At 63.2% G+C, this 25,153-nt stretch carries 25 protein-coding genes; 17 read left to right on the top strand and 8 right to left on the bottom strand.

Going from position 1 to position 25,153, the window contains the following annotated elements; translation table 11 throughout:
* The first annotated feature begins 5 nt into the window (after window positions 1-5).
* From gcvPB to JM946_RS27235, 4 genes are all read left to right on the top strand, one after another.
* Window positions 6-1,466, top strand: coding sequence for an aminomethyl-transferring glycine dehydrogenase subunit GcvPB (gcvPB, locus tag JM946_RS27220; protein WP_407700608.1), 1,461 nt, complete (start codon window positions 6-8; stop codon window positions 1,464-1,466).
* Window positions 1,463-1,837, top strand: a complete 375-nt coding sequence (locus JM946_RS27225) for a diacylglycerol kinase (protein WP_203170596.1) — start codon at window positions 1,463-1,465, stop codon at window positions 1,835-1,837. The genes gcvPB and JM946_RS27225 overlap by 4 nt, the downstream gene beginning before the upstream one ends.
* 46 nt (window positions 1,838-1,883) lie before the next feature.
* The gene (locus tag JM946_RS27230; RefSeq protein WP_203170597.1) at window positions 1,884-4,736 is read left to right on the top strand and encodes a trypsin-like peptidase domain-containing protein; all 2,853 of its coding nucleotides are present in this window, start codon (window positions 1,884-1,886) and stop codon (window positions 4,734-4,736) included.
* 72 nt (window positions 4,737-4,808) lie between these two features.
* Window positions 4,809-5,852, top strand: a complete 1,044-nt coding sequence (locus JM946_RS27235) for an L-threonylcarbamoyladenylate synthase (protein WP_203170598.1) — start codon at window positions 4,809-4,811, stop codon at window positions 5,850-5,852.
* Here the strand turns inward: JM946_RS27235 and JM946_RS27240 are convergent.
* Window positions 5,849-7,345 carry an AAA family ATPase gene (locus tag JM946_RS27240; RefSeq protein ID WP_203170599.1) on the bottom strand — a complete coding sequence of 499 codons (1,497 nt, stop codon included), beginning with the start codon at window positions 7,343-7,345 and terminating at the stop codon, window positions 5,849-5,851. The two genes, JM946_RS27235 and JM946_RS27240, sit on opposite strands and share 4 nt — an antisense overlap.
* A 294-nt stretch (window positions 7,346-7,639) precedes the next feature.
* Between JM946_RS27240 and JM946_RS27245 the strand changes: the two genes are divergently transcribed.
* The 5 genes from JM946_RS27245 to JM946_RS27265 all read left to right on the top strand — a co-directional run bounded on the left by JM946_RS27245 (window position 7,640) and on the right by JM946_RS27265 (window position 11,192).
* The gene (locus JM946_RS27245) at window positions 7,640-8,881 is read left to right on the top strand and encodes a type III PLP-dependent enzyme (RefSeq protein WP_230980040.1); all 1,242 of its coding nucleotides are present in this window, start codon (window positions 7,640-7,642) and stop codon (window positions 8,879-8,881) included.
* Window positions 8,882-8,911: 30 nt separating this feature from the next.
* Window positions 8,912-9,628, top strand: a complete 717-nt coding sequence (locus JM946_RS27250) for a 2-phosphosulfolactate phosphatase (RefSeq protein ID WP_203170601.1) — start codon at window positions 8,912-8,914, stop codon at window positions 9,626-9,628.
* Between the two features lie 94 nt (window positions 9,629-9,722).
* Window positions 9,723-10,067, top strand: a complete 345-nt coding sequence (locus JM946_RS27255) for a DMT family protein (RefSeq protein WP_322110989.1) — start codon at window positions 9,723-9,725, stop codon at window positions 10,065-10,067.
* Window positions 10,064-10,513: an HIT family protein gene (locus JM946_RS27260; RefSeq protein WP_203170602.1), complete on the top strand. Its 450-nt coding sequence runs from the start codon at window positions 10,064-10,066 to the stop codon at window positions 10,511-10,513. Before JM946_RS27255 ends, JM946_RS27260 begins: the two co-directional genes overlap by 4 nt.
* Window positions 10,514-10,787: 274 nt before the next feature.
* On the top strand, window positions 10,788-11,192 hold the full coding sequence (locus JM946_RS27265) for a TfoX/Sxy family protein (RefSeq protein WP_203170603.1): 405 nt from the start codon (window positions 10,788-10,790) through the stop codon (window positions 11,190-11,192).
* 6 nt (window positions 11,193-11,198) lie between these two features.
* On the opposite strand, the gene JM946_RS27270 is transcribed toward JM946_RS27265, so the two are convergent.
* On the bottom strand, window positions 11,199-13,283 hold the full coding sequence (locus JM946_RS27270) for a thioredoxin domain-containing protein (protein ID WP_203170604.1): 2,085 nt from the start codon (window positions 13,281-13,283) through the stop codon (window positions 11,199-11,201).
* An 18-nt stretch (window positions 13,284-13,301) separates the two neighbouring features.
* Here JM946_RS27270 and JM946_RS27275 point away from each other — a divergent pair, with 18 nt between their 5' ends.
* The 8 genes from JM946_RS27275 to JM946_RS27310 all read left to right on the top strand — a co-directional run bounded on the left by JM946_RS27275 (window position 13,302) and on the right by JM946_RS27310 (window position 19,501).
* The gene (locus tag JM946_RS27275) at window positions 13,302-14,531 is read left to right on the top strand and encodes a class I SAM-dependent rRNA methyltransferase (protein ID WP_203170605.1); all 1,230 of its coding nucleotides are present in this window, start codon (window positions 13,302-13,304) and stop codon (window positions 14,529-14,531) included.
* Window positions 14,532-14,584: 53 nt separating this feature from the next.
* Window positions 14,585-15,472 (top strand): prolipoprotein diacylglyceryl transferase, encoded by an 888-nt coding sequence (lgt, locus tag JM946_RS27280; protein ID WP_203170606.1) that lies wholly within the window; start codon window positions 14,585-14,587, stop codon window positions 15,470-15,472.
* Window positions 15,469-16,263 carry a thymidylate synthase gene (thyA, locus tag JM946_RS27285; protein WP_203170607.1) on the top strand — a complete coding sequence of 265 codons (795 nt, stop codon included), beginning with the start codon at window positions 15,469-15,471 and terminating at the stop codon, window positions 16,261-16,263. Before lgt ends, thyA begins: the two co-directional genes overlap by 4 nt.
* A 30-nt stretch (window positions 16,264-16,293) precedes the next feature.
* A complete protein-coding gene (locus JM946_RS27290; RefSeq protein ID WP_203170608.1) occupies window positions 16,294-16,947 on the top strand; it encodes an SET domain-containing protein in 654 nt (217 codons plus the stop codon).
* Window positions 16,948-16,981: 34 nt separating this feature from the next.
* Complete coding sequence (gene folA, locus JM946_RS27295) at window positions 16,982-17,470, top strand: type 3 dihydrofolate reductase (protein ID WP_203170609.1); 489 nt, start codon at window positions 16,982-16,984, stop codon at window positions 17,468-17,470.
* Window positions 17,467-17,835, top strand: a complete 369-nt coding sequence (locus JM946_RS27300) for a YkgJ family cysteine cluster protein (protein ID WP_203170610.1) — start codon at window positions 17,467-17,469, stop codon at window positions 17,833-17,835. Before folA ends, JM946_RS27300 begins: the two co-directional genes overlap by 4 nt.
* Window position 17,836: 1 nt before the next feature.
* The gene (rluF, locus tag JM946_RS27305; protein WP_203170611.1) at window positions 17,837-18,538 is read left to right on the top strand and encodes a 23S rRNA pseudouridine(2604) synthase RluF; all 702 of its coding nucleotides are present in this window, start codon (window positions 17,837-17,839) and stop codon (window positions 18,536-18,538) included.
* A 69-nt stretch (window positions 18,539-18,607) separates the two neighbouring features.
* Entirely contained in the window at window positions 18,608-19,501 is an 894-nt protein-coding gene (locus JM946_RS27310) for a diguanylate cyclase (protein ID WP_203170612.1), read from the top strand.
* Between the two features lie 19 nt (window positions 19,502-19,520).
* Here the strand turns inward: JM946_RS27310 and glmS are convergent, their stop codons facing one another.
* The 6 genes from glmS to JM946_RS27340 all read right to left on the bottom strand — a co-directional run bounded on the left by glmS (window position 19,521) and on the right by JM946_RS27340 (window position 25,085).
* Window positions 19,521-21,341 (bottom strand): glutamine--fructose-6-phosphate transaminase (isomerizing), encoded by a 1,821-nt coding sequence (gene glmS / locus JM946_RS27315; protein WP_203170613.1) that lies wholly within the window; start codon window positions 21,339-21,341, stop codon window positions 19,521-19,523.
* 22 nt (window positions 21,342-21,363) lie between these two features.
* On the bottom strand, window positions 21,364-21,678 hold the full coding sequence (locus JM946_RS27320) for a hypothetical protein (RefSeq protein WP_203170614.1): 315 nt from the start codon (window positions 21,676-21,678) through the stop codon (window positions 21,364-21,366).
* A gap of 128 nt (window positions 21,679-21,806) precedes the next feature.
* Window positions 21,807-22,391, bottom strand: a complete 585-nt coding sequence (locus JM946_RS27325) for a class I SAM-dependent methyltransferase (protein WP_203170615.1) — start codon at window positions 22,389-22,391, stop codon at window positions 21,807-21,809.
* A gap of 113 nt (window positions 22,392-22,504) precedes the next feature.
* Window positions 22,505-22,894, bottom strand: coding sequence for a hypothetical protein (locus JM946_RS27330; RefSeq protein WP_203170616.1), 390 nt, complete (start codon window positions 22,892-22,894; stop codon window positions 22,505-22,507).
* 125 nt (window positions 22,895-23,019) lie between these two features.
* Entirely contained in the window at window positions 23,020-24,132 is a 1,113-nt protein-coding gene (bcsZ, locus tag JM946_RS27335) for a cellulose synthase complex periplasmic endoglucanase BcsZ (RefSeq protein WP_203170617.1), read from the bottom strand.
* A 107-nt stretch (window positions 24,133-24,239) separates the two neighbouring features.
* Window positions 24,240-25,085 (bottom strand): PhzF family phenazine biosynthesis protein, encoded by an 846-nt coding sequence (locus JM946_RS27340; RefSeq protein ID WP_203170618.1) that lies wholly within the window; start codon window positions 25,083-25,085, stop codon window positions 24,240-24,242.
* Window positions 25,086-25,153 lie beyond the last annotated feature (68 nt).

Consider the following 25,153-nt stretch of genomic DNA (forward strand, 5'->3'; position numbering starts at 1 on the left):
GCAATATCCGTGAACCCTTGATCTTCAAGCACTCGCGCAGCGGGCGTAGCGCCGTCGGCCAGTATCCGCAAGGCGCCAGTGCGGAAGTGCCGGAGAAGTTTCGTCGTCGCAAGCGGGCGGCGCTGCCGGAAGTGTCCGAATTGCAGGCCGTGCGTCATTTCACGCGGCTGTCGCAGCTGAATTTCTCGATCGACACGCACTTCTATCCGCTCGGCTCGTGCACGATGAAATACAACCCGCGCGCGTGTAATGCGTTCGCGATGTTGCCCGAGTTTCTCGGCCGTCATCCGCTCGCGCCGAGCTCGGTGAGCCAGGGCTTCCTCACCTGCCTGTATGAACTGCAGGAGATGTTGAAAGAAGTCACCGGCATGAAAGGCGTGTCCCTCACGCCGATGGCCGGCGCGCAGGGCGAGTTCGCGGGCGTCGCGATGATTCGTGCGTATCACCGCGCACGAAACGATCTGCAGCGAACCGAAATCATCGTGCCCGATGCCGCGCACGGTACCAACCCGGCCACCGCGACGATGTGTGGCTGCACGGTGGTGGAGATTCCTTCGCTGCCGAACGGCGACATCGATATCGAAGCGCTCAAGGGCGCGCTCGGGCCGAAAACCGCTGGCATCATGCTCACCAATCCGTCCACGCTCGGTGTGTTCGAGCGGCGCATTCAGGAAGTCGCGAAACTGGTGCACGAGGCGGGCGGCCTGCTGTATTACGACGGCGCCAATCTCAACGCGATTCTGGGCAAGGTGCGCCCGGGCGACATGGGCTTCGACGTGATCCACATGAATCTGCACAAGACCTTCTCGACGCCGCACGGTGGCGGAGGGCCGGGCTCGGGTGCGGTGGGTGTGGGGCAGCGACTGCTGCCGTTCCTGCCCATTCCCACGGTGGGTAAGGACGGAGACCAATATCGCTGGCTCGACGAGAACGATCTGCCGCAGACCATTGGCCGCCTGTCGGCGTTCATGGGCAACGCCGGGGTGCTGTTGCGTGCATATGTTTATATGCGCATGCTCGGCCGCCAGGGCATGCATCGGGTCGCGGAGTTCTCGGCGCTCAACGCCAACTATCTGCTGGCCCGCTTGAAGAAGGCCGGCTTCGAGGCGGCCTATCCGGAACGGCGCGCCAGCCACGAGTTCATCATCACCATGAAGCGTCAGGCCAAGGAGCTGGGCGTGAACGCGATGGACTTCGCCAAGCGGCTGCTCGATTACGGCTTCCATGCACCGACCACGTACTTCCCGCTGCTGGTGCCGGAGTGCCTGCTGATCGAGCCCACCGAGACCGAAGCCAAGGAGGAGCTGGATGCCTTCGTCGAGGCGCTGATTGCGATTCAGGCCGAGGCCGAGCAGGACGCGGCCAAGGTCAAGGGCGCGCCTTATACATTGCCGGTGCGGCGCCTGGACGACGTGCGGGCCGCCAAGCAGCTCGATTTGACCTACGGGATGAGAAGCTCTGAATGAATGCCATCACGGGCCGCCCCAAGCTGGCCGGCATGCGCCGGCTGCTGCTGGCTTTTGTCAACTCATGGAAGGGTTTCCAGGGCGCGTTCCGTAGCGAAGCGGCGTTCAGGCAGGAGGTGGCGCTGGCGGTGGTGTTGCTGCCGCTCGGCGCCTACCTCGGCAAGTCGCCGGTGGAAAAGGCTTTATTGATCAGCTCGGTGCTGCTGGTGCTGATCGTGGAGCTGCTGAACACGGGCATAGAAACCGTGGTGGACCGCATCGGCCTGGAGCGACACGAGCTGTCCGGGCTGGCCAAGGACGTCGGCTCGACCGCGGTGCTGCTATCCTTCGGCGTCCTGGTCGTGATCTGGGGGTTCCTGCTGCTGGGCTGAACCTGCAGACCACGGCTCCTTACAGCTTGGTCAATGCGGTTCACTCATGCATAGAACTTTTGCCGTTGCCGGACTGCTGCTGCTCGCCTGCCTGCCTTCGCACTCCCAAGAGCCTCAGGGCTCGCCTCCTGCAGCGGTACCCCACACGGCGGTGCCGGTCGCCGATGCGGAAGATTCGCGCTGGACGCGCACCCTCGAACGGGTCGCGAGCGGCGTGGTCACCATTCAGGTCGATCTGGCGCGCGCCTTCGATACCGAATGGAACATGTCGAGCCAGGCCACCGGCTTCGTCGTCGACGCACAGCGCGGCCTGATTCTCACCAATCGTCACGTGGTGACGCCGGGCCCGGTGACCGCCACCGCGGTGTTTCTGAATCGGGAGGAAGTCACGTTGTACCCGGTGTATCGCGACCCGGTGCACGACTTCGGCTTCTATCGTTATGACCCCTCGAAGCTGCGTTTCATCAAACCCACCGAATTGAAGTTGCATCCGCAGGGCGCCCAGGTCGGACGTGAGATTCGCGTCATCGGCAACGACGCCGGCGAGCAGTTGTCCATCCTGGCGGGCACCCTGGCGCGTCTGGATCGCGAGGCGCCGAATTACGGCCTCGGCAAGTACAACGACTTCAACACCTTCTATTACCAGGCCGCTTCCAGCACTTCGGGCGGCTCGTCCGGCTCGCCGGTCATCGATATCGATGGCCGCGTGCTCGCGCTCAACGCCGGCGGCAGCTCGGCTGCTGCGTCGAGTTTCTATTTGCCGCTGGATCGAGTGACGCGCGCGCTCGATGCGATTCAGAAGGGCGAGCAGGTCAGTCGCGGCACGCTGCAGACCGTGTTCGTGTACACGCCGTTCGACGAGGTGCGTCGTCTCGGACTGCGCAACGAATCGGAGATCGAGGTTCGCAAGAAGTTTCCAAACAGCACCGGCATGCTGGTGGTGTCGGAAGTGCAGCGTGGCTCGGCGGCCGAGAACGTGCTCGAGCCTGGCGACGTGCTGGTGCGGATCAACGGTCAGCTGACCGCCGATTTTTCGCTGCTCGCAAGCACGCTGGACGACGGCGTGGGCAAGACGGTGAAACTTACGGTGGAGCGCGGCGGGCAGGTGCTGCAGCACGAGCTGCCCATCCAGAACATGTATGAAGTGATGCCGGACGAATTCCTGGAAGTGGGCGACGCCATCGTTCACAACCTGTCGTGGCAGCAGGCGCGACACATCAACGTGCCGATCAAGGGCGTATATGTCGCCAACCCCGGTTACATTCTAGGCGCGGCCGGCATGCCGCGCGGCGCAGTGATCAGCGAAGCAGGCGGCGAGCCCATCAACGGTCTGGGCGATCTGGAGCAGGCGCTTGGCAAGCTCGCGCACGGCGAGCGCATCACGCTACGTTATTTCACCATCGACGATCCGAAGACCGCGCAGTGGCGCAGCGTTCGCATGGATCGTCGCTGGTTCCCGGCGCGCATCTGCAAACGGGACGACAAGCTCGGCACCTGGCCGTGCACGCCGTGGGGTGGCAATGGCGAGGCGAAGGCGCCCGAGCCAGCCACCACGACGTTTGCGAAGACTTCCGATCCCTTGATCAACAAGCTGGCGCCCTCGCTGGTGCTGGTGAACTTCGACATGCCGTATTCGGTGTCGGGCATCACCGAGCGCAGTTACTACGGCACCGGCATGATCGTTGACGCCGAGCGCGGCTTGGTGATCGTTGATCGCAACACAGTGCCGGGGCCGTTGGGCGACGTGCGTCTGACCTTCGCGGGCTCGATCGAAGTGCCGGGACGCGTCGAATATATCCATCCCTTGCACAATCTTGCAGCGGTCTCCTATGACCCGAAGCTGATCGGCGCGACGCCTGCCAGGGCGGCCACGTTGAAGGTGGTGGACGTGCAGCCGGGCCAGGAAGTGTGGGCGGTCGGCATGCGCCCCGACGGCAAGGTGCAATCGCGTTCGGCGACGGTCGCTTCGGTGGACCCTGTGGGATATCCGCTGTCGCGCACGCTGCAGTTCCGCGAGTCGAATCTCGAAACCATTTCTCTGGTCAACGGGCCGGGTGACTACGACGGCGTGCTGGTGGACAAGAGCGGCGCGGTGATCGCCACGTGGGCCAGCTTCGCTTATGAGGCCGGCCGCGACGTCGCACAGGAGAATCGCGGTATTCCGGCCGAATTGGTGCAGGAAATGTTGCCTTTGTTACGCGAGGGCCGGACGCTGCATTCGCTCGAGGTGGAGTTGCAGCCGGTGCCGCTGGCGGTCGCGCGCAAGCAGGATTTGCCGGATCAATGGATCCGCCGTTTGGAACAACACAGCCCCGAGCGTCGTCAGGTGCTCAGCGTGGTGCGCACCGTGGGCGGCTCGCCGGCGGACGGTCTGCTGCGCTCGGGCGATCTGATTCTGGACATCGACGGCGCCATCGTGAATCGCTTCCGCGAAGTCGAGCGAAGCGTGCAGAAGCCGTCGGTGCGAGTCACCGTCTGGCGCGACAAGGCCGAGCAGGCGATCGAGGTGCCCACGGTGGCGCTCGGTGGCCGCGATCTGGATCGGATCGTGGTGTGGGCGGGCGCAGTGCTGCAGAAGCCGCACCGCGCGCTGGCGGCTCAGCGTGGCATCGAGCCGGACGGCGTGTTCGTTGCGTATTTCTCTTATGGCTCTCCGGCCACGCGTTATCAGCTGTGGGCGGGCCGGCGCATCGTCGAAGTCGACGGCAAGCCGGTGGCGGACCTGGACGCCTTTATCCAGGCGGTCAGCGGCCGGGAAGATCGCAGCTCGCTCAGATTGCGGACTGTGACCTGGAACGGCTCGGTGGAAGTCATGACACTGAAGCTCGACAAACGTTTCTGGCCGACTTACGAGCTGCGCCGGACGGCGCAAGGCTGGACCCGGACGGCGTTGGAATAATCGAGCCGCAATGCCGGGATCGGAATGGCCCCCGCAGCATCGGCAGGGGCCCCACTTGCTATCATTGCTCCCATGGCTATAGGACGAGTTCTACAACAGGAAATCCAGGAGGCCGTCGAAGCGCTGCGCGCTGGCGAGCTGGTGGCGTTTCCCACCGAGACGGTGTACGGCCTGGGCGCGAACGCCAACAATCCGGATGCGGTGCGTAAAATTTTCCGCATCAAGGGCCGGCCGTCGACACATCCGGTGATCGTCCACATCGATCATCCGCGTTATCTGCAGCGCTGGGTGCGCGAGATGACGCCCGAGGCGAAGAAACTCGCCGATGCTTTCTGGCCGGGGCCGCTGACTCTGGTGGCCAAGCGCGCGCCGGCGGTCAACGATGTGATCACCGGTGGGCAAGACACAGTAGCGATTCGCGTGCCGAATCATCCTGTCGCTCAACAATTGCTCAACGCGTTCGGCGGCGGCATCGCCGCACCCTCGGCGAACAGATACGGTCACGTGAGCCCGACGCGCGCCGAACATGTGCGCGAGGAGTTTGGTGACGAAGTGAAATGGGTGCTCGACGGTGGCGACTGCAAAGTCGGTCTGGAGTCCACCATCATCAGCTGTCTGGCCGATGGGCCGCGCGTGTTGCGGCCGGGAAGCATCAGTTTCTCGCAGCTCAAGGCGGTGGTGCCGACCATCCAGATGGGCCCGAATCCCAGCGCACCGCGCGTGCCTGGCTCGACTTCCCGGCATTATTCGCCGACGACGCCGGTGAATGTGGTGCCGAGCCGGCGTTTGGAAACGGTGATGAACGAGTTCACCGCCAATCACGAGAAAGTCGCCGTGTTGGCGCAGCGGCCGCCGGGCACCGCGAATCCGTTCATGACCTGGATCAATGCCGGCATTCGCCCCGACGTCTACGCGCGCAATCTATATGCGAATCTGCGCACGCTCGATAAAGCGAGCGCCAAGATCATCCTGGTCGAAGAAGTTCCCGAAGGCGAAAAGTGGGACGCCGTTCGCGATCGCCTGCGTCGCTCCGCGAGCGCCGAGAACATCGTCACGTACGATCAGGACATCGCCGCCTGGGTCGCCGATTTCGGCGAAGAAGGCGGGCCGACCTAGTCCGCAGGAACCGTGCGCTCGGCTGCCCACGAGCGCAGCTCGCTGATCTTTTCTTCCATGGTGACCGACAGCGGTCGCGTGGCCCTGATTTCTTGAAGTATGTGCGGGGCGGTCGCCGGCGAACCCGAGGCATGAGCGGCGTACACCGCCGAAACCACGGCCTGCTCGATCTCCGCGCCGGAGAAACCCTCGCAGGCAACGGCGAGTTGTCGGACGTGGTTATCCGAGAGCTCCAGATGGCGCTTCTTGGCGTGAATGCGGAGGATGTCTTCGCGGACGGTCGCGCCCGGGAGATCGACAAAGAAGATCTCGTCGAGTCGGCCCTTGCGCACCAACTCCGGCGGCAGCGAGGAAATGTCGTTCGAGGTCGCGACCACGAACACGCGCGCTTTTCTTTCGGCGAGCCAGGTCAGGAAGGTGCCGAGCAGGCGGCGTGACGTGCCGTTGTCGCCGTTGCCCACCGACACGCCTTTCTCGATTTCGTCGATCCATAGCACGCACGGCGACATCGTCTCCGCGGTGGCCAGCGACTCGCGCAGGTTGCGCTCCGACTCGCCGATGTACTTGTTGTGGATGGTTGCGAAGTCCAGGCGCAGCAGGGGCACGCCGTAGATGCCGGCGGCTGCTTTGGCGGCGACGCTCTTGCCGCAGCCCTGAACGCCGAGCAGCAGCACACCCTTGGGCGCTTCCAGGTGAGGCGCGCTGCCGTCGAACGCGGCCTTGCGCACTCGAAGCCAATCCTTCAGACGCGTCATGCCGCCGAGATCGGCGAACTGCGCAGTGTCGTACTCGAACGCCAGCACGCCGCCGCGATTCAACAGTTCATATTTCGCCTGCATCACCGCCGGCAGATCCGATGGCAACAGGGCGCCGTCGTCGAAAATCACTTTGCGCGCCAGTCGCTCGGTGTCGCTGGTAGACAGCCCGCCGAGATTTTCTACGAGCAACTCCAGCGACTTGCGATCTGTTTTTACACGTTTGCCGTAAGCGCGCGCCCAGTCGGCGGCGACGCGCTCGACGATCTCGTGGCGCTCGGCGCGATCTGGAAACGTCAGGCTCAGTCGCGCGCAGAAATGCTCGAGCTCGCGCGGCAGCTGAATCTCATGACTGATGAGCACCACGTGGCGAGGCAGGCGGTCGTAGTCCTGACAGATGTCTTTCAGCAGGCGCACGTTCACCGGATCGGTGAGGAACGGATGGAAGTCGAGCAGGACGTACACGCCGGCAGTCGGCGTTGCGCGCAGCGATTTGAGCACCGCCGACGGCTCGGCATTGTGTTGCTGAGCGCCGCCCAGATCTATGTCGAGCCGACGCAAACCTTCCGTGACAGTCCACTGAAACACCGGCGTGTGCACCGGGGAGGCGAGCTGGGGCGCCAGCGAAGAGAGCAGTGCCAGCGCGCGCGGCTCGTCGCGCGTTTCGATGACGATCAGTGGAACGCGACTTTTCAGCAGCGCTTCCAGCTCCCGGCGCGTGTCCGTCGTCGCAGCCATTGTGGTGAATCTAACTCCTTGTGCCGCACGTAAGAGAGCAGGCGAGGCGCGCTGGTGGACGTGCTGCAATTCGCCGTCCAGAATTTTTTTCGCCCACGCGGATAAAAACTGTGACGCGCTTCTTGCATCGCCGGGCATTTTTGCTAAATTTCGCGCCGGCCTGTGTAAGAGAGCACCACGCGTAAGCTGCAGTGCCGCTCGACCAGAACTTGTGAGAGCTTCAGACGTTCAAGACATCTGTCGCTCTTGTTGGTTGGTTAAGTGTTCGCAGCTTTGAGAGGTGCCCAACAGGTGTTGCCCCGCGCAGCCAAGCAGTCACTCGCCGTTTCTCCGGCCCACTCCTTCGATTCCACCACCCTGACCGAAGCTGAGATCCGTGCGCTCGTCGCGCGTTTCGGCTCGCCGCTGCTGGTGGTCGACTGCGAGCAGGTGCGTCGCCAGTACCGCGCGCTCAAAGCCGCTTTGCCTGGCGTCGATCTCCACTACGCGCTCAAGCCGCTGCCGCACGCCGCGGTCGTGGCTTGCTTACGCGACGAGGGAGCTTATTTCGACCTCGCGACGACCGGTGAGGTGGAGCTGGTGAAGCAGCAGGGTATCGCCCCGAGCCGCTGCATTCACACGCACCCGATCAAGCGCGACAGCGACATTCGCGACGCGCTTCGTTACGGCGTCACCACGTTCGTCGCCGACAACCCGGACGAGCTGAAGAAGTTCGTGCGCTATCGCAAGCGCGCCGAGATCCTGATTCGCGTGTCGTTCCGCAGCCCCAACGCTGTGGTCGATCTGTCGAAGAAGTTCGGCTGCGCCGCTGGCGACGTGCTCGGCATGATCGAACAGGCTCGCCGTCTCGGCGTGCGCGTACGCGGTTTGTCTTTCCACGTCGGCTCCCAGGCGACCGACCCGGCGAAGTACGTCGAAGCCGTACACGCATGCACCAACATCATGGCGGAAGCCGTGCTGGCGGGGCTGCCGTCGCTCGACGTGCTCGACATCGGTGGCGGTTTCCCGGTGGCTTACAACGACAGCGTGACGCCGATCGACGAGTTCTGTCGTCCGATTCGCGCTGCGCTCGCCAAGCTGCCGCCGCACGTGCGAGTCATCGCCGAGCCGGGCCGCTACATCGCCGCGCCTGCCGCGATCGCGGTGTCGTCGGTGATGGGCAAGGCCAAGCGCGATGGTCGCTGGTGGTATTACCTCGACGACGGTCTGTACGGCTCGTACAGCGGTCAGATGTTCGACCACGCCAAGTATCCGGTATCGGTGCTGCGTGAAGGTGGCGAGTTGCACGAGAGCGTGCTCGCAGGACCGACCTGCGACTCCATCGACGTGATCGACGAAAGCATCATGTTGCCGGAGCTGGAAGTGGGTGACCTGGTGGTGGGCCGCATGATGGGCGCTTACACCTGGGCGTCCGCCACCGACTTCAATTTCTTCACGCGCGCCAAGGTCGTGGTGATGAACGAGACGGCCGACGCGCGACGCGTGGTTCGCCTGCAGCGCAAGGCTGCCGGCGGCGGTCGAGGCCGGGCCGCCTGAACAGGGCGGCCTGCGTTGGGAGATCTCTCCTTGCAGGTTAAGGTCCTCGATCACGTTGCCGGAGCGCAAGCTGCGCAGGGCATCGCCGTCGTCATCGATGTGTTCCGCGCCTTTTCGGTCGCCGCCTACGCATTCTCTCGCGGGGCGGCGACCGTCATTGCCGTCGCCGAAGTCGATGACGCGCGCGAACTGAAGCGCCAGCATCCGGATTGGCTGCTGATCGGCGAGCGCCACGCCAGGCCACTTCCCGGTTTCGATTGCGGCAATTCACCCAGCGATCTGGAAAAGCTCGAGGTCGCCGGCCGCACGATCATCCACACCACTCACGCCGGCACTCAGGGACTCACCGCGGTGCCGGAGTCGGTGCCGACCATCACCGGGGCGCTGGTCAACGCCGGCGCCATCGTTCGTTATCTGCAGTCGCTCCAGCCTGAAGTCGTGACATTGGTGCGCATGGGTCACGAAGCTCGCGAGAACTGCGCCGAGGACGATCTGTGCGCCGAGCTGTTGCGCTCGCGATTGCTCGGCGAGCCGATGCCGGTCGGCGGAGTCCGCGAGCTGCTGAGAAAAGCGCCCAGCGCGCAGAAGTTCTTCGACCCGGCTTGCGATTGGGCGCCCGAGCGCGACTTCGATCTGTGCACGCGAACCGACGAGTTCGATTTCGTCCTTGCGCGCGATGCGAGCGGCGCGCCGGCTCGCTTGCGCAAGATCGATGTGCCCAAGGCCCCACTCCAGGACCCAATCTAGGACCCAATCTAGGACCCAATCTAGGACCCAGATCTAGGACCCAGATCTAGGACCAGTCCAGCTCGATTCGCCCTGACGCAACGATTCAAGCATCGTGACCAACCCTGTCGTTCGGACCATCCTGCTGCTGACCCTGTCGAACGTGTTCATGACGTTCGCCTGGTATGCGCACCTCAAAGAGCTCAATCAAAAGCCCTGGATCGTCGCGGCGCTGCTCAGCTGGGGCATCGCGCTGTTCGAGTATCTGTTGCAAGTGCCGGCCAACCGCATCGGCTACACCGTCATGAGCCTGCCGCAGTTGAAGATCCTGCAGGAAGTGATCACGCTGACGGTGTTCGTGCCCTTTGTCATGCTCTACATGCGCCAGCCGCTCAAGCTCGACTATCTGTGGGCGGCGCTGTGCATGTTGGGCGCCGTATATTTTGTGTTTCGCAAATGAGCACCGCCATTCATCGCCTCGTCGAGAGCTGCCGTCGCGGAGACGACCCTTCAGTGGTGGCGCGCTTGCGCTCGGGATGGGCGGTGATGGGCCAGCGCCAGGTGCTGCCTGGCTATTGTCTGCTGCTGCCGGACCCGGTGGTGCCGCATTTGAATGCGCTCGAGCGTGAGCAGCGCGACTTGTTTCTGTCCGAGCTCGGCTTGCTCGGCGAAGCGGTGCTGGCCGCGACCGGTGCGGTGCGAATCAATTACGCCATTTTCGGCAACGTGGAGCCCGCATTGCACGCTCACGTGCATCCACGTTATGCCGATGAGCCCGAAGCCATGCGCGCCAACAATCCCTGGGGCTACGACTGGCAGCAGGCGCCGGCATTCGACGCGCAGCTGCATGGCGCGCGGCGTGACTTAATTCGCCAGCACCTGGGCCGGCTCGGCGCCGCGCTATAATTCTCACTGGCAAATTCTCTCCGGCGCTTTTTTTCAAGGGGTTTCGTGCGGTGAGCGCGTGTGGACTGGCGCACACTGTCGCCGGTTGCTGACGGTTGGCGGTTTACAGGGTGAGGTTGCGAGGTAAACTCCCGGTCCTGGGGAGGATTTGCAGCTATGCACCACAATCATGCCGCACTGTCCTCGCGCCAGTTTCAGCGACACCCCCCATGCATCGGCATGCCACGAAGGGATGCGCTGCTCGGAAGCATTCAGGAAGAGTGAGTAGCTCGATATGCGGGTCAAGTCGAGCCTGGCCAGTTACGTTGCAGAACAGCTCGCGCCGCTCGGGCGAATTTCCAGTCGTGCGATTTTCGGCGGCGTCGGTGTGTTCATCGACGAGCGTCTGCTCGCCATCGTGATGGGCGACAAGCTTTATCTGCACACCGACAAGAGCAATCTGGACGATTATGTCGCGCGCGGCATGCCGCAGTTCAAGCCGTATCCGAACGCGTTCGACCTCACCACCGATCATCACGAAGTGCCCTCGGACGTCGTGCAGGACGCCGAGCAGCTGAAGATCTGGGGTGAGCGCGCGCTCACCGCCGCTATCGAATCGGCGCGCGCCAAACAGATGGCGGGCATCGAACGTTCGCGCCACATGAAACAGGCCAAGCGGCGCGAGAAAGAGAAGAAATAACCGGCGCTAGCTCCGAGTGAGCGCGACAAGTGCGGCCAGCGAGCGCACCGGTGCCGAGCACGTCACTCCGCGACATACATAAGCCGCGGTTTCATCCAGAGGCTTCTTGTCGGCGATCGCAGCCGGCAGCGCCGATGCGTCGGCGGGGATCGCGAATACCAGCCTTCGCGGCGCGTAGACGTTGGCGAGCGCATCGCGCCAGCTTTCAGCTTCTTGGGTTTCGCCGCGCACGAACACGATCTCCGGCGGCTCGAGATGTTCTTCCAAGGCCACGAGCAGCGCTGTGTGTGCATGAGGGTAGTGCTGCAAGGCAGGCCAAGCGGCTCGTAACGTCTTCGCCGCGGCATCCAGATATCTGGTCTCACCCAGCAGCAGCCCGAGCCGTGTGAGCACCTGCGCAGCGATGGCGTTGCCGGCGGGCAAAGCTTCGTCGCTGAACGAGCGGGATCGATGCATCAGCTGTTCGTGATCGTCGGCGGTGAAAAAGAAACCGCCCGACTCGCGATCCTCGAAGTGCGTGAGCAGCGCTTCGGCCAGCTCGGTCGCGAATTGCAGATCGTCGCTGCGCCAGCGGGTTTGCAGCAATTCCAGGACGCCGTCGAGCAGAAATGCGTAGTCGTCGAGATACGCGGCGAAGCGTGCGCGGCCGTCCTTGAACGCGGCCAGCAACCGACCGTCGCGCCAGCATTGCTGCCGAATGAAATCCACGGCTCGACTCGCCGCATCGGCCAGATCGGCGCGCCGAAGCGCACGAGCTGCGACCGCCAGCCCGCCGATCGCCAGACCGTTCCAGGACGTGAGCACCTTTTCGTCACGACCCGGCCACACGCGACGATTGCGAGCTTCGAGCAGAATCTGGCGCGCGCGAGCGATGCGCCGGTCCACTTCGGCCGGCTCGATGTGCAATTCCTGAGCGATCTCTTCCTCGGGACGAAACACATGCAGATGCCAGGCGATGTCTTCGAAGTTCGCGGGCCGATCCAGGCCGAAGCGACGGGAGAACACGGCGTAATCATCGGCATCGAGCAGTGTCGCCACTTCGTCCGGTTGCCACACGTAGAACCAGCCTTCGTGGCCTTCGGAGTCGGCATCGAGCGCCGACCAGAAACCGCCTTCGGGCGACTGCATGTCGCGAATCATCCAATCTGCCGTTGCGCCAGCGACGCGGCCGAACAAGGGCTCACCGGTGGCCAGCGCCGCATGCGCATAGATCCGCAGCAGCTGCCCGTTGTCGTACAGCATTTTCTCGAAGTGCGGGATCATCCAATACGCATCGACGCTGTACCGAGCGAAGCCGCCGCCCAGCTGATCGTAGATGCCGCCATCCGCCATGCGCTTGAGCGTGAGCGTGGCCATGAAGAGCGAATGCAGATCGGGCTCGTCCGCGCCTGCGGTCGCGCGCCATTGGCGCAACAGGAACTCGATATTGCTGGGATGAGGGAATTTCGGTGCGCCTCCGAAACCGCCGAATTGCTGATCGAACGCAGCGGCCAGTTGCTCGCGCGCGGCGCGAATCGGCGCCGTCGTCAGCGCCGTGTCGCCGGCGGCGGGCGGGGAGTGCAATTGATCGAAGGCCTGCTGCAAAGCTGCGCTTTGCTGGGCGATGTCGTCGCCGCGTTCGCGATAGAACTGCGCCACCCGCTGCAACAGATCGGTGAACGCGGGCAGCCCGTGGCGCGCTTCCTTGGGGAAGTAAGTGCCGCCGAAGAAAGGCCGCTGGTCGCGCGGGGAGAGAAACATCGTCAGGGGCCAGCCGCCGCCGCGCTGGGTCAGCATCTGTTGCGCAATCTGGTAGATGCGGTCCAGGTCGGGGCGCTCCTCGCGGTCCACCTTGATGTTCACGAACAGCTCGTTCATCACCGCCGCGCTGGCCGGATCCTCGAAGGACTCATGCGCCATGACGTGGCACCAGTGACAGGCCGAGTAGCCGATGGATAGCAAAATCGGCTTGTTTTCGCGGCGCGCGCGCTCCAGAGCCTCCTCGCCCCAGGGATACCAATCCACCGGGTTGGCGGCGTGCTGCAGCAGGTACGGGCTGGTTTCGTCCGCCAGTCGATTGCGGGGACGGTTGCGATGTGATGATTCGTGCATAGAATGCGCCCACTCTAAATGAACACCGCCCCCGACACACCGACTCCCCACGTTACGCCCGCCGAGCTGCCGGAGTTGCGCTTGAAGCGCGGCGAGGACCGTCGTCTGGCCGCTGGCCATATGTGGGTGTTTTCCAACGAAGTGGACACCGCGCGCACGCCGCTGACGGCTTTCAAGCCCGGCGCATTGTGCCGTGTCGTGTCCGACCGCGACCGCTTCCTGGGCTATGCCTATGTGAATCCGCACTCGCTGATCAGCGCGCGCATTCTCGGTCGCAACGCCAACTTCGCGCCCGACAAGTCGCTGCTCGTGCATCGCTTGCAGGTGGCGCAATCGCTGCGTCGCTCGCTGTATCAGCAGCCGTTCTATCGGCTGGTGTACGGCGAGTCCGATGGCTTGCCGGGCCTGGTGCTGGACCGATTCGGCGACGTGGTGGTCGGGCAGATCGCCACCGCCGGCATGGAAGCCCTGCGTCCGCAGATCGAGGCGGCCGTGAAAAAGGTCATCGATCCCGCGGCGCTGGTGTGGAAGAACGATGGCGGGGTGCGCGATCTGGAAGGCCTGCCGCATTACGTCGAGACGGCCATCGGCACCGCGCCGGAGTCGGTAGTGGTCGAAGAGGGCGCTGTCGGCTTCCAAGTGCCGCTCGGTGGCGGCCAGAAAACCGGCTGGTTCTTCGATCAGGCCGCCAATCGACTGGCGTTACGCAAATATGTCGGCGGTGCGCGCGTGCTCGACGTTTTCAGCTATGTCGGCGCCTGGGGCTTGGGTGCGCTGAAGGCGGGCGCCACCGAAGTCACGTGCGTCGATTCCTCCGCGACGGCCCTGGAGCTGTTACAGGCAAGCGCGGCCAGCAACGGTTTGAAGCCCGCGGTGATCAAAGGCGACGCGTTCGATGTCATGGAGCAGCTGCACGGCGAAGGGCGGCGCTTCGACGTCGTGGTGATCGATCCGCCGGCGTTCATCAAGCGCAAAAAGGATGTGCCCAAGGGCGAGGCGGCCTACAAGCGGCTCAATCAGCTCGCCATGCAGTTGCTGGACAGAGACGGCATCCTGGTGTCGTGTTCCTGCTCGTATCATCTGGAACCGGAGCACCTGCTCACCGCGATTCAGCGCGGCGCGCGGCATCTGGGCCGGTTTGCCCAAGTGGTGGAAGTCGGGGGCCAGGCGCCGGATCATCCGATTCATCCTGCGATCCCGGAAACGCGCTACCTGAAGGCCTATTTCTGCCGGGTCGTGACCGAATAACGGCCCGATCGACGGGCGGGTGAAACGATGGCATTGGTATACTCGCGCCGACAATGATTCCCTACCCCGCGATCGATCCGATCATTTTCTCGGTGGGCCCGCTGGCCGTGCGCTGGTATGGGCTCATGTATGTCATCGGCTTCGCCGCGGCATGGTGGCTGGCGCGGCGTCGGGCGGCGCGCCCGGATTCGAGCTGGCAGGCCACCGAAGTCGACGACCTGATTTTCTTTTCCGCCATCGGCGTGATCCTGGGCGGCCGCCTGGGCTGGATCCTGTTCTACGGCGGCGAACAGGTGCTCGCCGATCCGGTGGCCAGCATCCGCATCTGGGAAGGCGGCATGTCGTTCCACGGCGGTCTGATCGGGGTCCTGCTCGCGGTGCTGATTTTTGCGCGCCAGCGCGCACGTCGTTTCCCTGACGTGCTGGACTTTCTCGCTCCCTTGCCGGGCCTGGGCATTCTCGCCGGCCGCATCGGCAACTTCATCAATGGCGAGTTGTGGGGCAAGCCGACCGAGGCGCCCTGGGCTTTCATCGTCGACCCTGCGCCGCTTTATCCGGTGCAGCGGCTCGAGGCCGAGCGCCTGTGCGAGCGCTTCGGCGTCGATCCGTGCGTGTTACATGTGCATGCCTCGCAGCTCTACGAGGGATTGCTGGAAGGCTTACTGCTGTTCATCGTGCTGTGGCTGTTCACTCGCAAGCCACGGCCGCGCCTGGCGCCATCGGGTTTGTTCCTGATCCTATACGGCGTGTGCCGATTCATCGTGGAGTTCGTGCGGGTGCCGGACGAGAATCGCGGCTATCTGCTGTTCGACTGGGTGACCATGGGCCAGTTGCTGTCGCTGCCAATGATCGTGGTGGGGGCCATTCTGCTGGCCTGGGCTTATCGTCAGCAGCAGGCCAGCGGCAACTACGGCGCCAAGCAGCTCGCGACCGCGTCATGATTCAGTATCTGCAGCTGTTGCGGCAGATCCGTGAGCACGGGCTGCGCAAGACCGATCGCACCGGCACGGGCACGCTGTCCGTGTTCGGTCATCAGGCGCGCTTCGATCTGTCACAAGGCTTTCCGCTGGTGACCACCAAGAAGCTGCACCTGAAGTCCATCATTTACGAGTTGCTCTGGTTCCTGAAGGGCGACACCAATATCAAATATCTCAACGACCACGGCGTCTCGATCTGGGACGAGTGGGCCGATGAGCACGGCGAGCTGGGCCCCATCTACGGCAAGCAGTGGCGCTCCTGGCCGGGGCCGGACGGCAAGACCATCGATCAGATCAGCCGCACCCTGGATCTGATTCGCCGCAATCCCGATTCACGCCGCATCATCGTCAACGCCTGGAACGTGGGCGAGCTGGAGCAGATGTCGCTCACGCCGTGTCATGCGCTGTTTCAGTTCTGGGTGGGCGAGGGCAAGCTGTCCTGCCAGCTGTATCAACGCAGCGCCGACGTGTTCCTGGGCGTGCCGTTCAACATCGCCTCGTATGCGCTGCTGACGCACATGTTCGCTCAGCAATGCGATCTGGAGCCGGGCGAGTTCATCTGGACCGGCGGCGACTGCCACCTGTATCTGAATCATCTCGAGCAGGCCGACGAGCAGCTGAAGCGCCAGCCGTTCCCGCTGCCCAAACTCGCGATCAAGCGCAAGCCGCCCTCGATCTTCGAGTACGAGTACGAAGATTTTCAGATCCTCGACTACCAGGCGCATCCTTCCATCAAGGCTCCTATCGCGGTTTGACGGCCGTCTCAAGCTCACCTTTCATCCAACATGCCCAAGCAGAACCGTCGCACTCAGTCGCGCAACAAGACGCGCGCGCCCACTAAGTCCACTCGTACCTCCCAGCAGCGGGGCTCGCAAAAGAAGTCGGTGCGCAAAGCCGGCCGGCCAGTTCGCAGGAAGCGCGCCGTGTCCCTGGCGACTTCGCCGCTGGTCGAAGCGCGCGATTCGGCGATTCACGGTCGCGGCGTGTACGCGATCGCGCCGATCAAGAAAGGCACGCGGATCATCGAATATCTCGGCGAGCGCATTTCGCATGCCGAAGCGGACGAGCGCTATGAGCAGAAGGGCGACGACGACGGTCACACGTTCCTGTTCATCGCCAGCAACCGCACCGTGATCGACGCCGGCGTGAACGGCAACGACGCGCGCTTCATCAATCACAGCTGCAATCCCAATTGCGAGACGGTGATCGAGAACAGTCGCGTGTTCATCGACGCCATCCGCAACATCAAGCCGGGCGAGGAGCTGGGCTACGACTATCAGCTCACCTGGGAGAGCACCGACGATCCGGCCGAGCTGGCCTTGTATGCGTGCCGCTGCGGCGCCCGGAAATGTCGCGGCACCATGCTCGACAAGGAGCCGACCGACAAGCGCGAGGTCGAGAAGAAAAAGGCAAAAGCCAAGAAGAAGGCCCGCAAGTAACCCCCTGACCAGTCACCAGTCAGTCGTCACTTCCATGTTATCCATCATCGTCGCGGTGGCCGACAACGGCGTCATCGGCAGCGGCAATCAGCTGCCGTGGCGGCTGCCCGACGATCTGAAACGTTTCAAAGCGCTGAGCCTGGGCAAGCCCATCGTGATGGGACGCAAGACCTTCGACTCCATCGGCCGGCCACTGCCCGGACGTTTGAACATCGTGATTTCGCGCCAGCCGGGCCTGCGGATTCCCGGTTGTCAGGTCGTGACCTCGATCGACGACGCACTGGTCGCGGCGCAGCCCGCGCCCGAGATCGTTATCGTGGGTGGCGCCGACATCTATCGACAGATCCTGCCGCGAGTGCAGACCATCCACCTCACCCGCGTGCACGCGACCGTCCAAGGCGACGTGTCGTTCCCCGAGTTGCCGTCCGAAGAGTGGCGCGAAGTCGCAAAGGAGTATCATCCCGCCGACGAGCGTCATGCCCACGCCTTCACCTTCAGCACGCTGGAGAGGATTCGCCCATGAAGACGCGTTACAACTGTGCGACTTGCCCGGGATATTGCTGCAGCCACTCACGCATCGCCATCAGCGAGTTCGATATCGCGCGGCTGGCCAAACATTTCGGCCTGTCGCACGAGGAGGCGAAGCGGAAGTTCACCTACAACTACAAGACCAAGGACGTCGACGAGCAGATCCTGCGTCACCAGAAGGATCATATCTACAAGACCATCTGCCGCTTCTTCGACCGCGACGAGCGGCGTTGCACGGTGTACGAAGCGCGGCCGAATGTTTGTCGCAAGTATCCGTATGGCAATCGCTGCGGATATGCCGAGTTCCTGAAGTTCGAACGCGAGCACCAGGGCGACGACGAGTTCATCCCCTCGGCATGAGATGCGGCTGAACAAGTACATCAGCGAGACCGGACTGTGCTCGCGGCGTGAGGCCGATGCACGAATCGAAGCGGGGCGGGTCACGATCAACGGAGTGGTCGCAACCCTCGGCACGCAGGTCAAGGAAGGCGACGTGGTTTGCGTCGACGGTCAGCCGGTCGGCGGTGAGCAGAAACACGTCTACATCGCGCTCAACAAGCCGGTCGGGGTGATCTGCACCACCGACCGCGAGATCCCCGGCAACATCACCGATTTTGTCGGCTACCCCGAGCGCATCTTTCCGATCGGCCGGCTGGACAAGGAGTCCGAAGGCCTGATCCTGCTGACCAACAACGGCGATATCGTCAACGAGATCCTGCGGGTCGAAAACGCGCACGAGAAGGAATATGTCGTGACGGTCGATCGGCCGGTCACGGAGATCTTCTTAAACGGCATGGCGAGCGGGGTGCGCATCCTCGGCACCGTGACCCGGCCCTGCAAAGTAAAACGGATCGGGCCGGCCACGTTTCGCATCATCCTGACCCAGGGATTGAACCGCCAGATCCGCCGCATGTGCTCGTTCTTCGGCTACAAAGTGTTGCGCCTGCAACGCGTGCGCATCATCAATTTGACATTGGACGGTCTGAAAGTGGGGCAGTGGCGCGAACTGCAGGACCGCGAAGTGCGCGCTTTGCTGCCCCACAAGCCTGGATTCAACTTCTAGCGGGCCGCTCGTCGGGCAGCTTGCCGGGGTCGCTGGACGCTGGCGGCAGCGCCACAGTAGGCTTTCGCCGTGGACTCCGACTACGAAGTACAAACCCGGGTGACGGGGCTGGACGAGCTGCGAGTCAGGCGCCCTGGCCAGGCGTGCCTGGTCGTCATCCATGCGCCGGTGCAAGCCGACTTGGGGCGACGTTATGTCCTCGACAGATCCACCACCACGGTGGGGCGCGGTCGGGACAATGACATTGTATTACCGAGCGACTGTGTGTCCCGCCGTCACGCCCGCCTCGAACAGCGCGCCGGCCAGCTGTTCGTGGTGGATCTTGCGTCCACCAACGGCACCTTCGTCAACGACGACGAGCATTCGGTGCGCGAGCGCCAGCTGCAGCGGGGCGACCGCCTGAAAATCGGCGATACCATTTTCAAATATCTGTCGGGCTCGGACATCGAGCTGCAATATCACGAGATCATTCATCGCATGACCGTCACCGACGGTCTGACCGATCTGGCCAATCGCAAGCTGCTCGATTCGGTGCTGGAAGAGGAGATCCCGCGAGCGCGCCGCCACGGCCGGGATCTGTCGCTGCTGATGCTCGACATCGATCATTTCAAGAGCATCAACGACACGCACGGCCATCTCACCGGCGACTCGGTGCTGCGCGGCCTGGCCAGCATCCTGCAGCGTCGGCTGCGGCCCGGCGATCGGATCGGCCGCTATGGCGGCGAAGAATTCTGCGTCATCCTGCCTGAAACCTCTCTGCACAATGCCGCGAAGATAGGCGAGGACCTGCGGTCTCTGGTCGAGGCGCATGCGTTCGTCGCCGAGGACAAACACATTCAGGTCACCATTTCGGTGGGCGCCGGCGCGTTGCACGACGGCATGACCCTGGCCGATCTGTATCGAACCGCGGACGAGATGCTCTACAAGGCGAAGCGGACCGGAAGAAACAAAGTCTGCGCTTGAGCTCCGGTCCGCGCGGCCGTCATTCCACGGTCACCGACTTTGCCAGATTGCGCGGCTGGTCGATGTTTCTGTCCTTGGCCAACGCCACGTGATACGCGAGCAGTTGCAAGGGAATATTCATCAGCAGCGGGTCCAGCTCGGGCTCGGATTTGGGGACCTCGATCATGCCATTGACGGGAACCGGCAGCGGTTCGCCGCGATGGGTGATGGCGTAGATCGGGCCGCTGCGGGCGCGGATTTCTTCCAGGGTCGAGACATTCTTCGGGAACAGATCGTCGCGAGGCATGATGACCACAGTCGGTGTCGTCGGGCTGATGAGCGCCAGCGGGCCGTGTTTGAGCTCGGAGGCCGGATAGGCCTCGGCGTGCAGATAGCTGATCTCTTTGAGCTTCAATGCCCCTTCCATGGCGATCGGATAGCCCGAGGCGCGACCGACGAAATAAGCGTTGTCGTGCGGGGCCAGTTCGCAGGCGATTCTGGCGATGTGCGGCTCCATCGCGAGGATTTCTTCCACCTGCGCCGGCAGGGCTTCGAGCGCTTTGAGCAGTCGTGCGCCATGCGCCGTCGACATGTCTCGAATGCGGCCGAGATGGATGGCCAGCAGGGCAAACGCCACTGCAGTGGACGTGAACGTCTTGGTGGAAACGACGGCGATCTCAGGGCCGGCGTGCAAATAAATTCCGCGACCGCACTCGCGCGCGATCATGCTGCCCACGGCGTTGACGATGCCGAGCACGCGACCGCCTTTACGCTTCACTTCTCGCACGGCGGCGAGCGTGTCGAATGTTTCGCCCGATTGGCTGACCGCGATGTACAGCGTGTCCTGCTCGATCACCGGATTGCGATAACGGAATTCCGATGCGGGCTCCGCATTTGCCGGCACGCGAGCCATTTGTTCGATCAGGTGCGCGCCGACACATCCGGCAATGTAGGCCGAGCCGCAGCCAAGGATCTTCACGCGGCGGATTTCCAGTAGCTCGCGCGCTGCCATTTCCAGGCCGCCGATATGCGTTGTCTGGAAGCGCGTCTCGAGTCGGCCGCTCAAGGTGCGGCGGATGGACTCGGGCTGTTCGGCGATCTCCTTGCGCATGAAATGCGAATAGCCTTCCTTGTCGAAGGATTGGTCGGTCCATGGAATCGTCGAGGGCGTCTTGGCGGTGGCGCCGCCGTCGAGCGTGGAGGTTTCGAAACCGTCGGCGCGAATGACCGCGATCTCACCGTCATCCAGATGCACGACGCTCTGGGTGTGACGCACGAGCGCCGATGGATCGGACGCAACAAACATTTCACGTTCGCCGATGCCGAGCACGACCGGGCTGCCGTTGCGTGCGACTACGATGATTTCAGGCCGCTCGGCGTCGAGCACGGCGAGACCATACGTTCCTGTGACGTGCCGCAGGGCTCCGCGAACCCGGTCTTCCAGGGTGTCGGCGGACACGGTCGCGATCAAATGAGCCAGCACTTCGGAATCGGTTTCGGAGCGGAATGTCACGCCACTGGCTTCCAGCTTGGCGCGCAGCTGAGCCGCGTTCTCGACGATGCCGTTGTGAACGACAGCAAAACGTTCGCTGCCGTCCGTATGAGGATGCGCGTTACGGTCGCTGGGTTCGCCGTGTGTCGCCCAGCGGGTGTGCGCGATGCCGGTGCTTCCTTTCAAGCGTTCGGGCAGGGAACGTTCCAGGTCGCGGACCTTGCCCTTGCTTTTGTAGATGCTGAGCTTGTCGTTGCGTGCGCAGGCGATCCCGGCTGAATCGTAGCCGCGATATTCGAGTCGCCGCAGACCTTCCACGAGAATCGGCGCCGCTTCACGCTTGCCGATGTAACCGACGATGCCGCACATGATGAATTTTCCCAACCAGCCTTCAGCCGTAAATGATTCTGCGGATCTGGCGCTCGCTGTACTCGGGCGCCCGAAAGCGTCGGCCCGCCAGTTCTTCGCTGATCTGCAGATAGATGGCCCGGTTCGAAAGGCCCTGCGCTTGCAGGGCGAGATGGCGGCGGCGCACGAACTCTTCCGGCGCTTCGCTCATGAACGCCAGGACCTCGTTCACCAGCCGGGCCGCCTCCTGAGGTGAAAGACGGCTGGAGCGGGCCAGATACTCGACCAGCTCTCCCATTTCTTCCTGCGCTCCCTTCGATACCGATGCGGAGTGGGAGTCTGCCGACTGGTGGGTCATTTACCAATCATCCTGCCCGATTTCGGGCAAGGATAGCGCGATTTCGACCGCTGCAGCCATGCCAGGGCTGACGAGTTCATCCGCCTGCGCCGGGAGCTTCAGGCGGCATCCCGTCAGGGATTCCAGCCTCACTTCCCGAAGATCACGAGGTGCTGCAAAGGCAGGCTGCGCACCGTTTTCTGGTGCCGGAAACCGGCAGCCGTCAGCTCACGGATGATCTGCCGCTCCGTCATCTTGTGAACCGGCTTGATCATGACCTTCGGATCCTCCGCCCGGTACTCGATCAGCGCGACCCGCCCGCCCGGTTTGAGCGCCGCGCGCACCTTGGTCATCGTTTCGAGGGGGAATTCCAGCTCGTGATACACATCGACCATGAACAGCAGGTCGACACTGTTGGGCTCGAGATTCGGATCGCTGGGCGTACCGAGCACGGTCGTCACATTGTCGACGCCGCCACGCCGTGCCCGTTCGGAAATGATCCGAAGCATGCGCGGCTCCACATCGATGGCGAGCACACGTCCTTTCTGACCCACCAAGGGCGCGATCCGAAAGCTGTAATAACCGGAGCCCGCGCCCAGATCGGCAATGGTCTGACCCGCTTTGATCTCCAGCGCATCGATGACCAGCTGCGGACGTTCCTCCGCCTCGCGCTCGGGCCGTTCCAGCCACGTTGCGCCAGCGGGCCCCATGACATGCGCGATTTCACGGCCCAAATAAAATTTCCCGATGCCGTCCGGATCGTGTTCAACGCGGGTTTCGTAAGGCGCAGCTTGGGCAAAGACGCTGCTGCCAGAACAAAGCAGCAGTGCAACGAGCAACGCCTGTGTCAGCCGTCGTTGCGACTCAGATACAAATAGATGTAGCTGGTGACGAACAGCACACAGACGCTGCAGGCGAAGATGATGCCCCAGCCGGCCGCAATGATGGCGAACACGTTGAGCGAGCCGGTCGAGCCAGCCGCCTGGGCCGACATCGATCCGAAGACCGAAGTAATCGCGAATGCGGTGACGCAACTGAACGTCCATTTCATCAGATAGCCGGGCAGGTAGATTCGCATACTGCGGTTGTGCCGGTAAGCGGCCGCCCGCGTCAGTCGATCGCCGCGGCTGGCATCCTTGAACAGCCAGAACGGCCACAGGTAGCGGAACAGCACCAACGACAACGGCATGTCGAGGTAGTGCGAGGTGAAAGCTGCACCAGAAGAGCGCGGCGTCATCGTCGGTTACCCGGTCATGTTTTCAGGGCGTCGCCTGTGTGGCGCTCGCCTCAGAATAGATGTCTCCAGCCGGGCGATGGTTCCGTTCGTGGTCGGAAGACTCACCGAAAGTGGCCAGTCGATCGCTAGTGCGGCCGGACGCTCGCCGGCGTCCAGCGTACGCTCAACAGACCCATGCGATTGAAACGATAGCGTTGCTCCAGCCAGCCGAGGCCGAACAAGGTCAGTGCGTCGCTGTAGCCGCTCTGATTGTTCTGCAGGGAGCCTTCTGCCGCGCGCTGACGATGCATTTGCAGGGCGGCGGATTTGCGCGCGTTTGCCAGCATCGGCAGCAGCGCAGCCGAGAATCCAGGAGGACCATCGCCACGCATGCTCAAGGTCTCAGTGTCGATGATTTCGACCGGGACGCTGCGCTCGGATGCGTGCTCCACCATCGGCTGCAGCGCGCTCGTCAGCTTGTCACGCGCAGGGTCTGACGCCGGCAGCATGCCTGCCCACAAGTAAACGCGAATGGCGTCGTGGCTGCCAGCGCCCTGGCTAAGTCGATCGGCGGTGAAGCCGTTGCGAGTGAATTCGATCCAGTCGGCGGCGAATCCCTTGGGCGCCGAGGCGAGAATGATCTGCTCGGAGCTGGTTGCGATGTCGTTCCACAACGGTTCCTTGGTTTGGCGCGCCAGGCCTCGCAACAGCGACAGACTCAGATAACCTGGATTCAGGCGCCAGCCATCCTCGCTGACGAAACCCTGCGGACCAGGCAGCAGGACGGTGCCGAGGTTTGGAATGCCTGCGGTTTCCTTGCCGAGAATGTTCCTTGCGATTTCAGCGCCAAGGTTGGCGTAGCGTATTTCATTCCAGAGTCGGGCGGCTTCGCCGAGCGAGAAGGCGAGCCACAGGTCGGCGTCGGAAGCTGGGTTGCTGTCCAACACACGCCACGCGCCGTCGTCCGCGCGGCCCCATTTCCGGGCCGGCAACAGCTTGTCGAGTTTGTTCTCGGCCAGATTGTCGTGGGTCCAGCGCAGGATCAGGTCGAAGGCCTTGCGATCGTTGGCGACCAGCGCGAAGAACAGGGCGTACGACTGGCCTTCCGATGTGGTGATCTGCGCATCCGTGCTGGCATCGATGACGCGGCCGTCGTCGCTCAAGTACAGCAGTTTGAACCGCTGCCAGGCAGGCCACGTTTCGCATTTCACGCCAGCGCCCAGCGCGCTATCGGTCATCATCATCGAAGTGCTTGGCATCAACGCTCCCAGGCCCTCCCGATCTCTCGGGACGACCTTAGGTGCTGCGCAAGCGCTTGCCAATCCGTGGGAAATCGTAGAGGCGGGGGCGCGAGTTCGCGTTGTCCTTACAACTTCAGTGTGCCCCGAGCGATCTCGACCACGTCGCCGCTGACAAAAATCCGGCGTTGAGCATCCACGTCGAGAAACAGACTCGAGGGCCGCGAGACGTATTCGCCTTGTGAGATCTGCAACTGACAAGGCAGGGGCTGACCGGTGGCGATCCACCAGCCGCCGAAATTGGCCGTGGCCGAACCGGTGGCCGGGTCTTCGAGAATCGCCGCGCCATCCGGGAAGAAGAAGCGGGCCAGCGTGCGGCCGTTGGCCGGCGGCGCGAAGATATACGCCATGCTATGACCTTCTTCACTCCGCACGTTCGCGAACGCCTCGGGTTGCGGTCTGGCGCGACGAACGGCGTCTTCGCTTTTGAGTGGAATGACGAGCTGTTCTTTCCCGGCCTTGACCCAGAGCGGGCGCTCGCCGATGTCATCGGCTTGGAGGCCCAGCATGTGCGCCAGAGTCTCACGCGACGCTTCACATTCGCGCCAGGTCGGTTCGTTCGCTTGCAGCGTCCAGCGATCGCCCTTCGCCCTCACCGGAATGACGCCAGCTTTCATTTGCAGCTTCAACTCGTCACCACCCAGTCCCATTGCTCGACACACGAACGCTGTTCCCAGCGTCGGATGCCCCGCAAAGGGCATCTCGTAACTCGGCGTAAAGATCCGCACATGCGCATTCGCGCCGCTTGCCGGCAGGATGAAAGTCGTCTCCGACAAATTGAACTGCCGCGCCAGCGCCTGCATGGTCTGCGTGTCGAGCTCGCTTGCCTCCTCGAACACGCACAGCGGGTTTCCAGTGAGTGTGCCGCCGTTGAAGGTGAAGACGTTGACGATACGAAAGCTTAGCGCGGACATGATTCGATCTCTGACGTGGTGCTGCCGTTGTAAAGGCGCCGGCCGCGGAGGTAAATGCACAGTCCGGC

Source organism: Steroidobacter gossypii (assembly GCF_016801985.1).
In the GTDB taxonomy this organism is placed as follows: Bacteria; Pseudomonadota; Gammaproteobacteria; order Steroidobacterales; family Steroidobacteraceae; genus Steroidobacter; species Steroidobacter gossypii.

Bases quoted from the DNA above. Each gene is read 5' to 3' on its own strand.
- JM946_RS27300 (WP_203170610.1), top strand. From the start codon at position 17,467: ATGAAGACGCGTTACAACTGTGCGACTTGCCCGGGATATTGCTGCAGC.
- bcsZ (WP_203170617.1), bottom strand. From the start codon at position 24,132: ATGCCAAGCACTTCGATGATGATGACCGATAGCGCGCTGGGCGCTGGC.
- JM946_RS27260 (WP_203170602.1), top strand. From the start codon at position 10,064: ATGAGCACCGCCATTCATCGCCTCGTCGAGAGCTGCCGTCGCGGAGAC.
- JM946_RS27275 (WP_203170605.1), top strand. From the start codon at position 13,302: ATGAACACCGCCCCCGACACACCGACTCCCCACGTTACGCCCGCCGAG.
- folA (WP_203170609.1), top strand. From the start codon at position 16,982: ATGTTATCCATCATCGTCGCGGTGGCCGACAACGGCGTCATCGGCAGC.
- JM946_RS27290 (WP_203170608.1), top strand. From the start codon at position 16,294: ATGCCCAAGCAGAACCGTCGCACTCAGTCGCGCAACAAGACGCGCGCG.
- lgt (WP_203170606.1), top strand. From the start codon at position 14,585: ATGATTCCCTACCCCGCGATCGATCCGATCATTTTCTCGGTGGGCCCG.
- JM946_RS27330 (WP_203170616.1), bottom strand. From the start codon at position 22,894: ATGACGCCGCGCTCTTCTGGTGCAGCTTTCACCTCGCACTACCTCGAC.
- rluF (WP_203170611.1), top strand. From the start codon at position 17,837: ATGCGGCTGAACAAGTACATCAGCGAGACCGGACTGTGCTCGCGGCGT.
- JM946_RS27270 (WP_203170604.1), bottom strand. From the start codon at position 13,283: ATGCACGAATCATCACATCGCAACCGTCCCCGCAATCGACTGGCGGAC.
- JM946_RS27340 (WP_203170618.1), bottom strand. From the start codon at position 25,085: ATGTCCGCGCTAAGCTTTCGTATCGTCAACGTCTTCACCTTCAACGGC.
- glmS (WP_203170613.1), bottom strand. From the start codon at position 21,341: ATGTGCGGCATCGTCGGTTACATCGGCAAGCGTGAAGCGGCGCCGATT.
- JM946_RS27240 (WP_203170599.1), bottom strand. From the start codon at position 7,345: ATGGCTGCGACGACGGACACGCGCCGGGAGCTGGAAGCGCTGCTGAAA.
- JM946_RS27235 (WP_203170598.1), top strand. From the start codon at position 4,809: ATGGCTATAGGACGAGTTCTACAACAGGAAATCCAGGAGGCCGTCGAA.
- thyA (WP_203170607.1), top strand. From the start codon at position 15,469: ATGATTCAGTATCTGCAGCTGTTGCGGCAGATCCGTGAGCACGGGCTG.
- JM946_RS27225 (WP_203170596.1), top strand. From the start codon at position 1,463: ATGAATGCCATCACGGGCCGCCCCAAGCTGGCCGGCATGCGCCGGCTG.
- JM946_RS27265 (WP_203170603.1), top strand. From the start codon at position 10,788: ATGCGGGTCAAGTCGAGCCTGGCCAGTTACGTTGCAGAACAGCTCGCG.
- JM946_RS27230 (WP_203170597.1), top strand. From the start codon at position 1,884: ATGCATAGAACTTTTGCCGTTGCCGGACTGCTGCTGCTCGCCTGCCTG.
- JM946_RS27320 (WP_203170614.1), bottom strand. From the start codon at position 21,678: ATGACCCACCAGTCGGCAGACTCCCACTCCGCATCGGTATCGAAGGGA.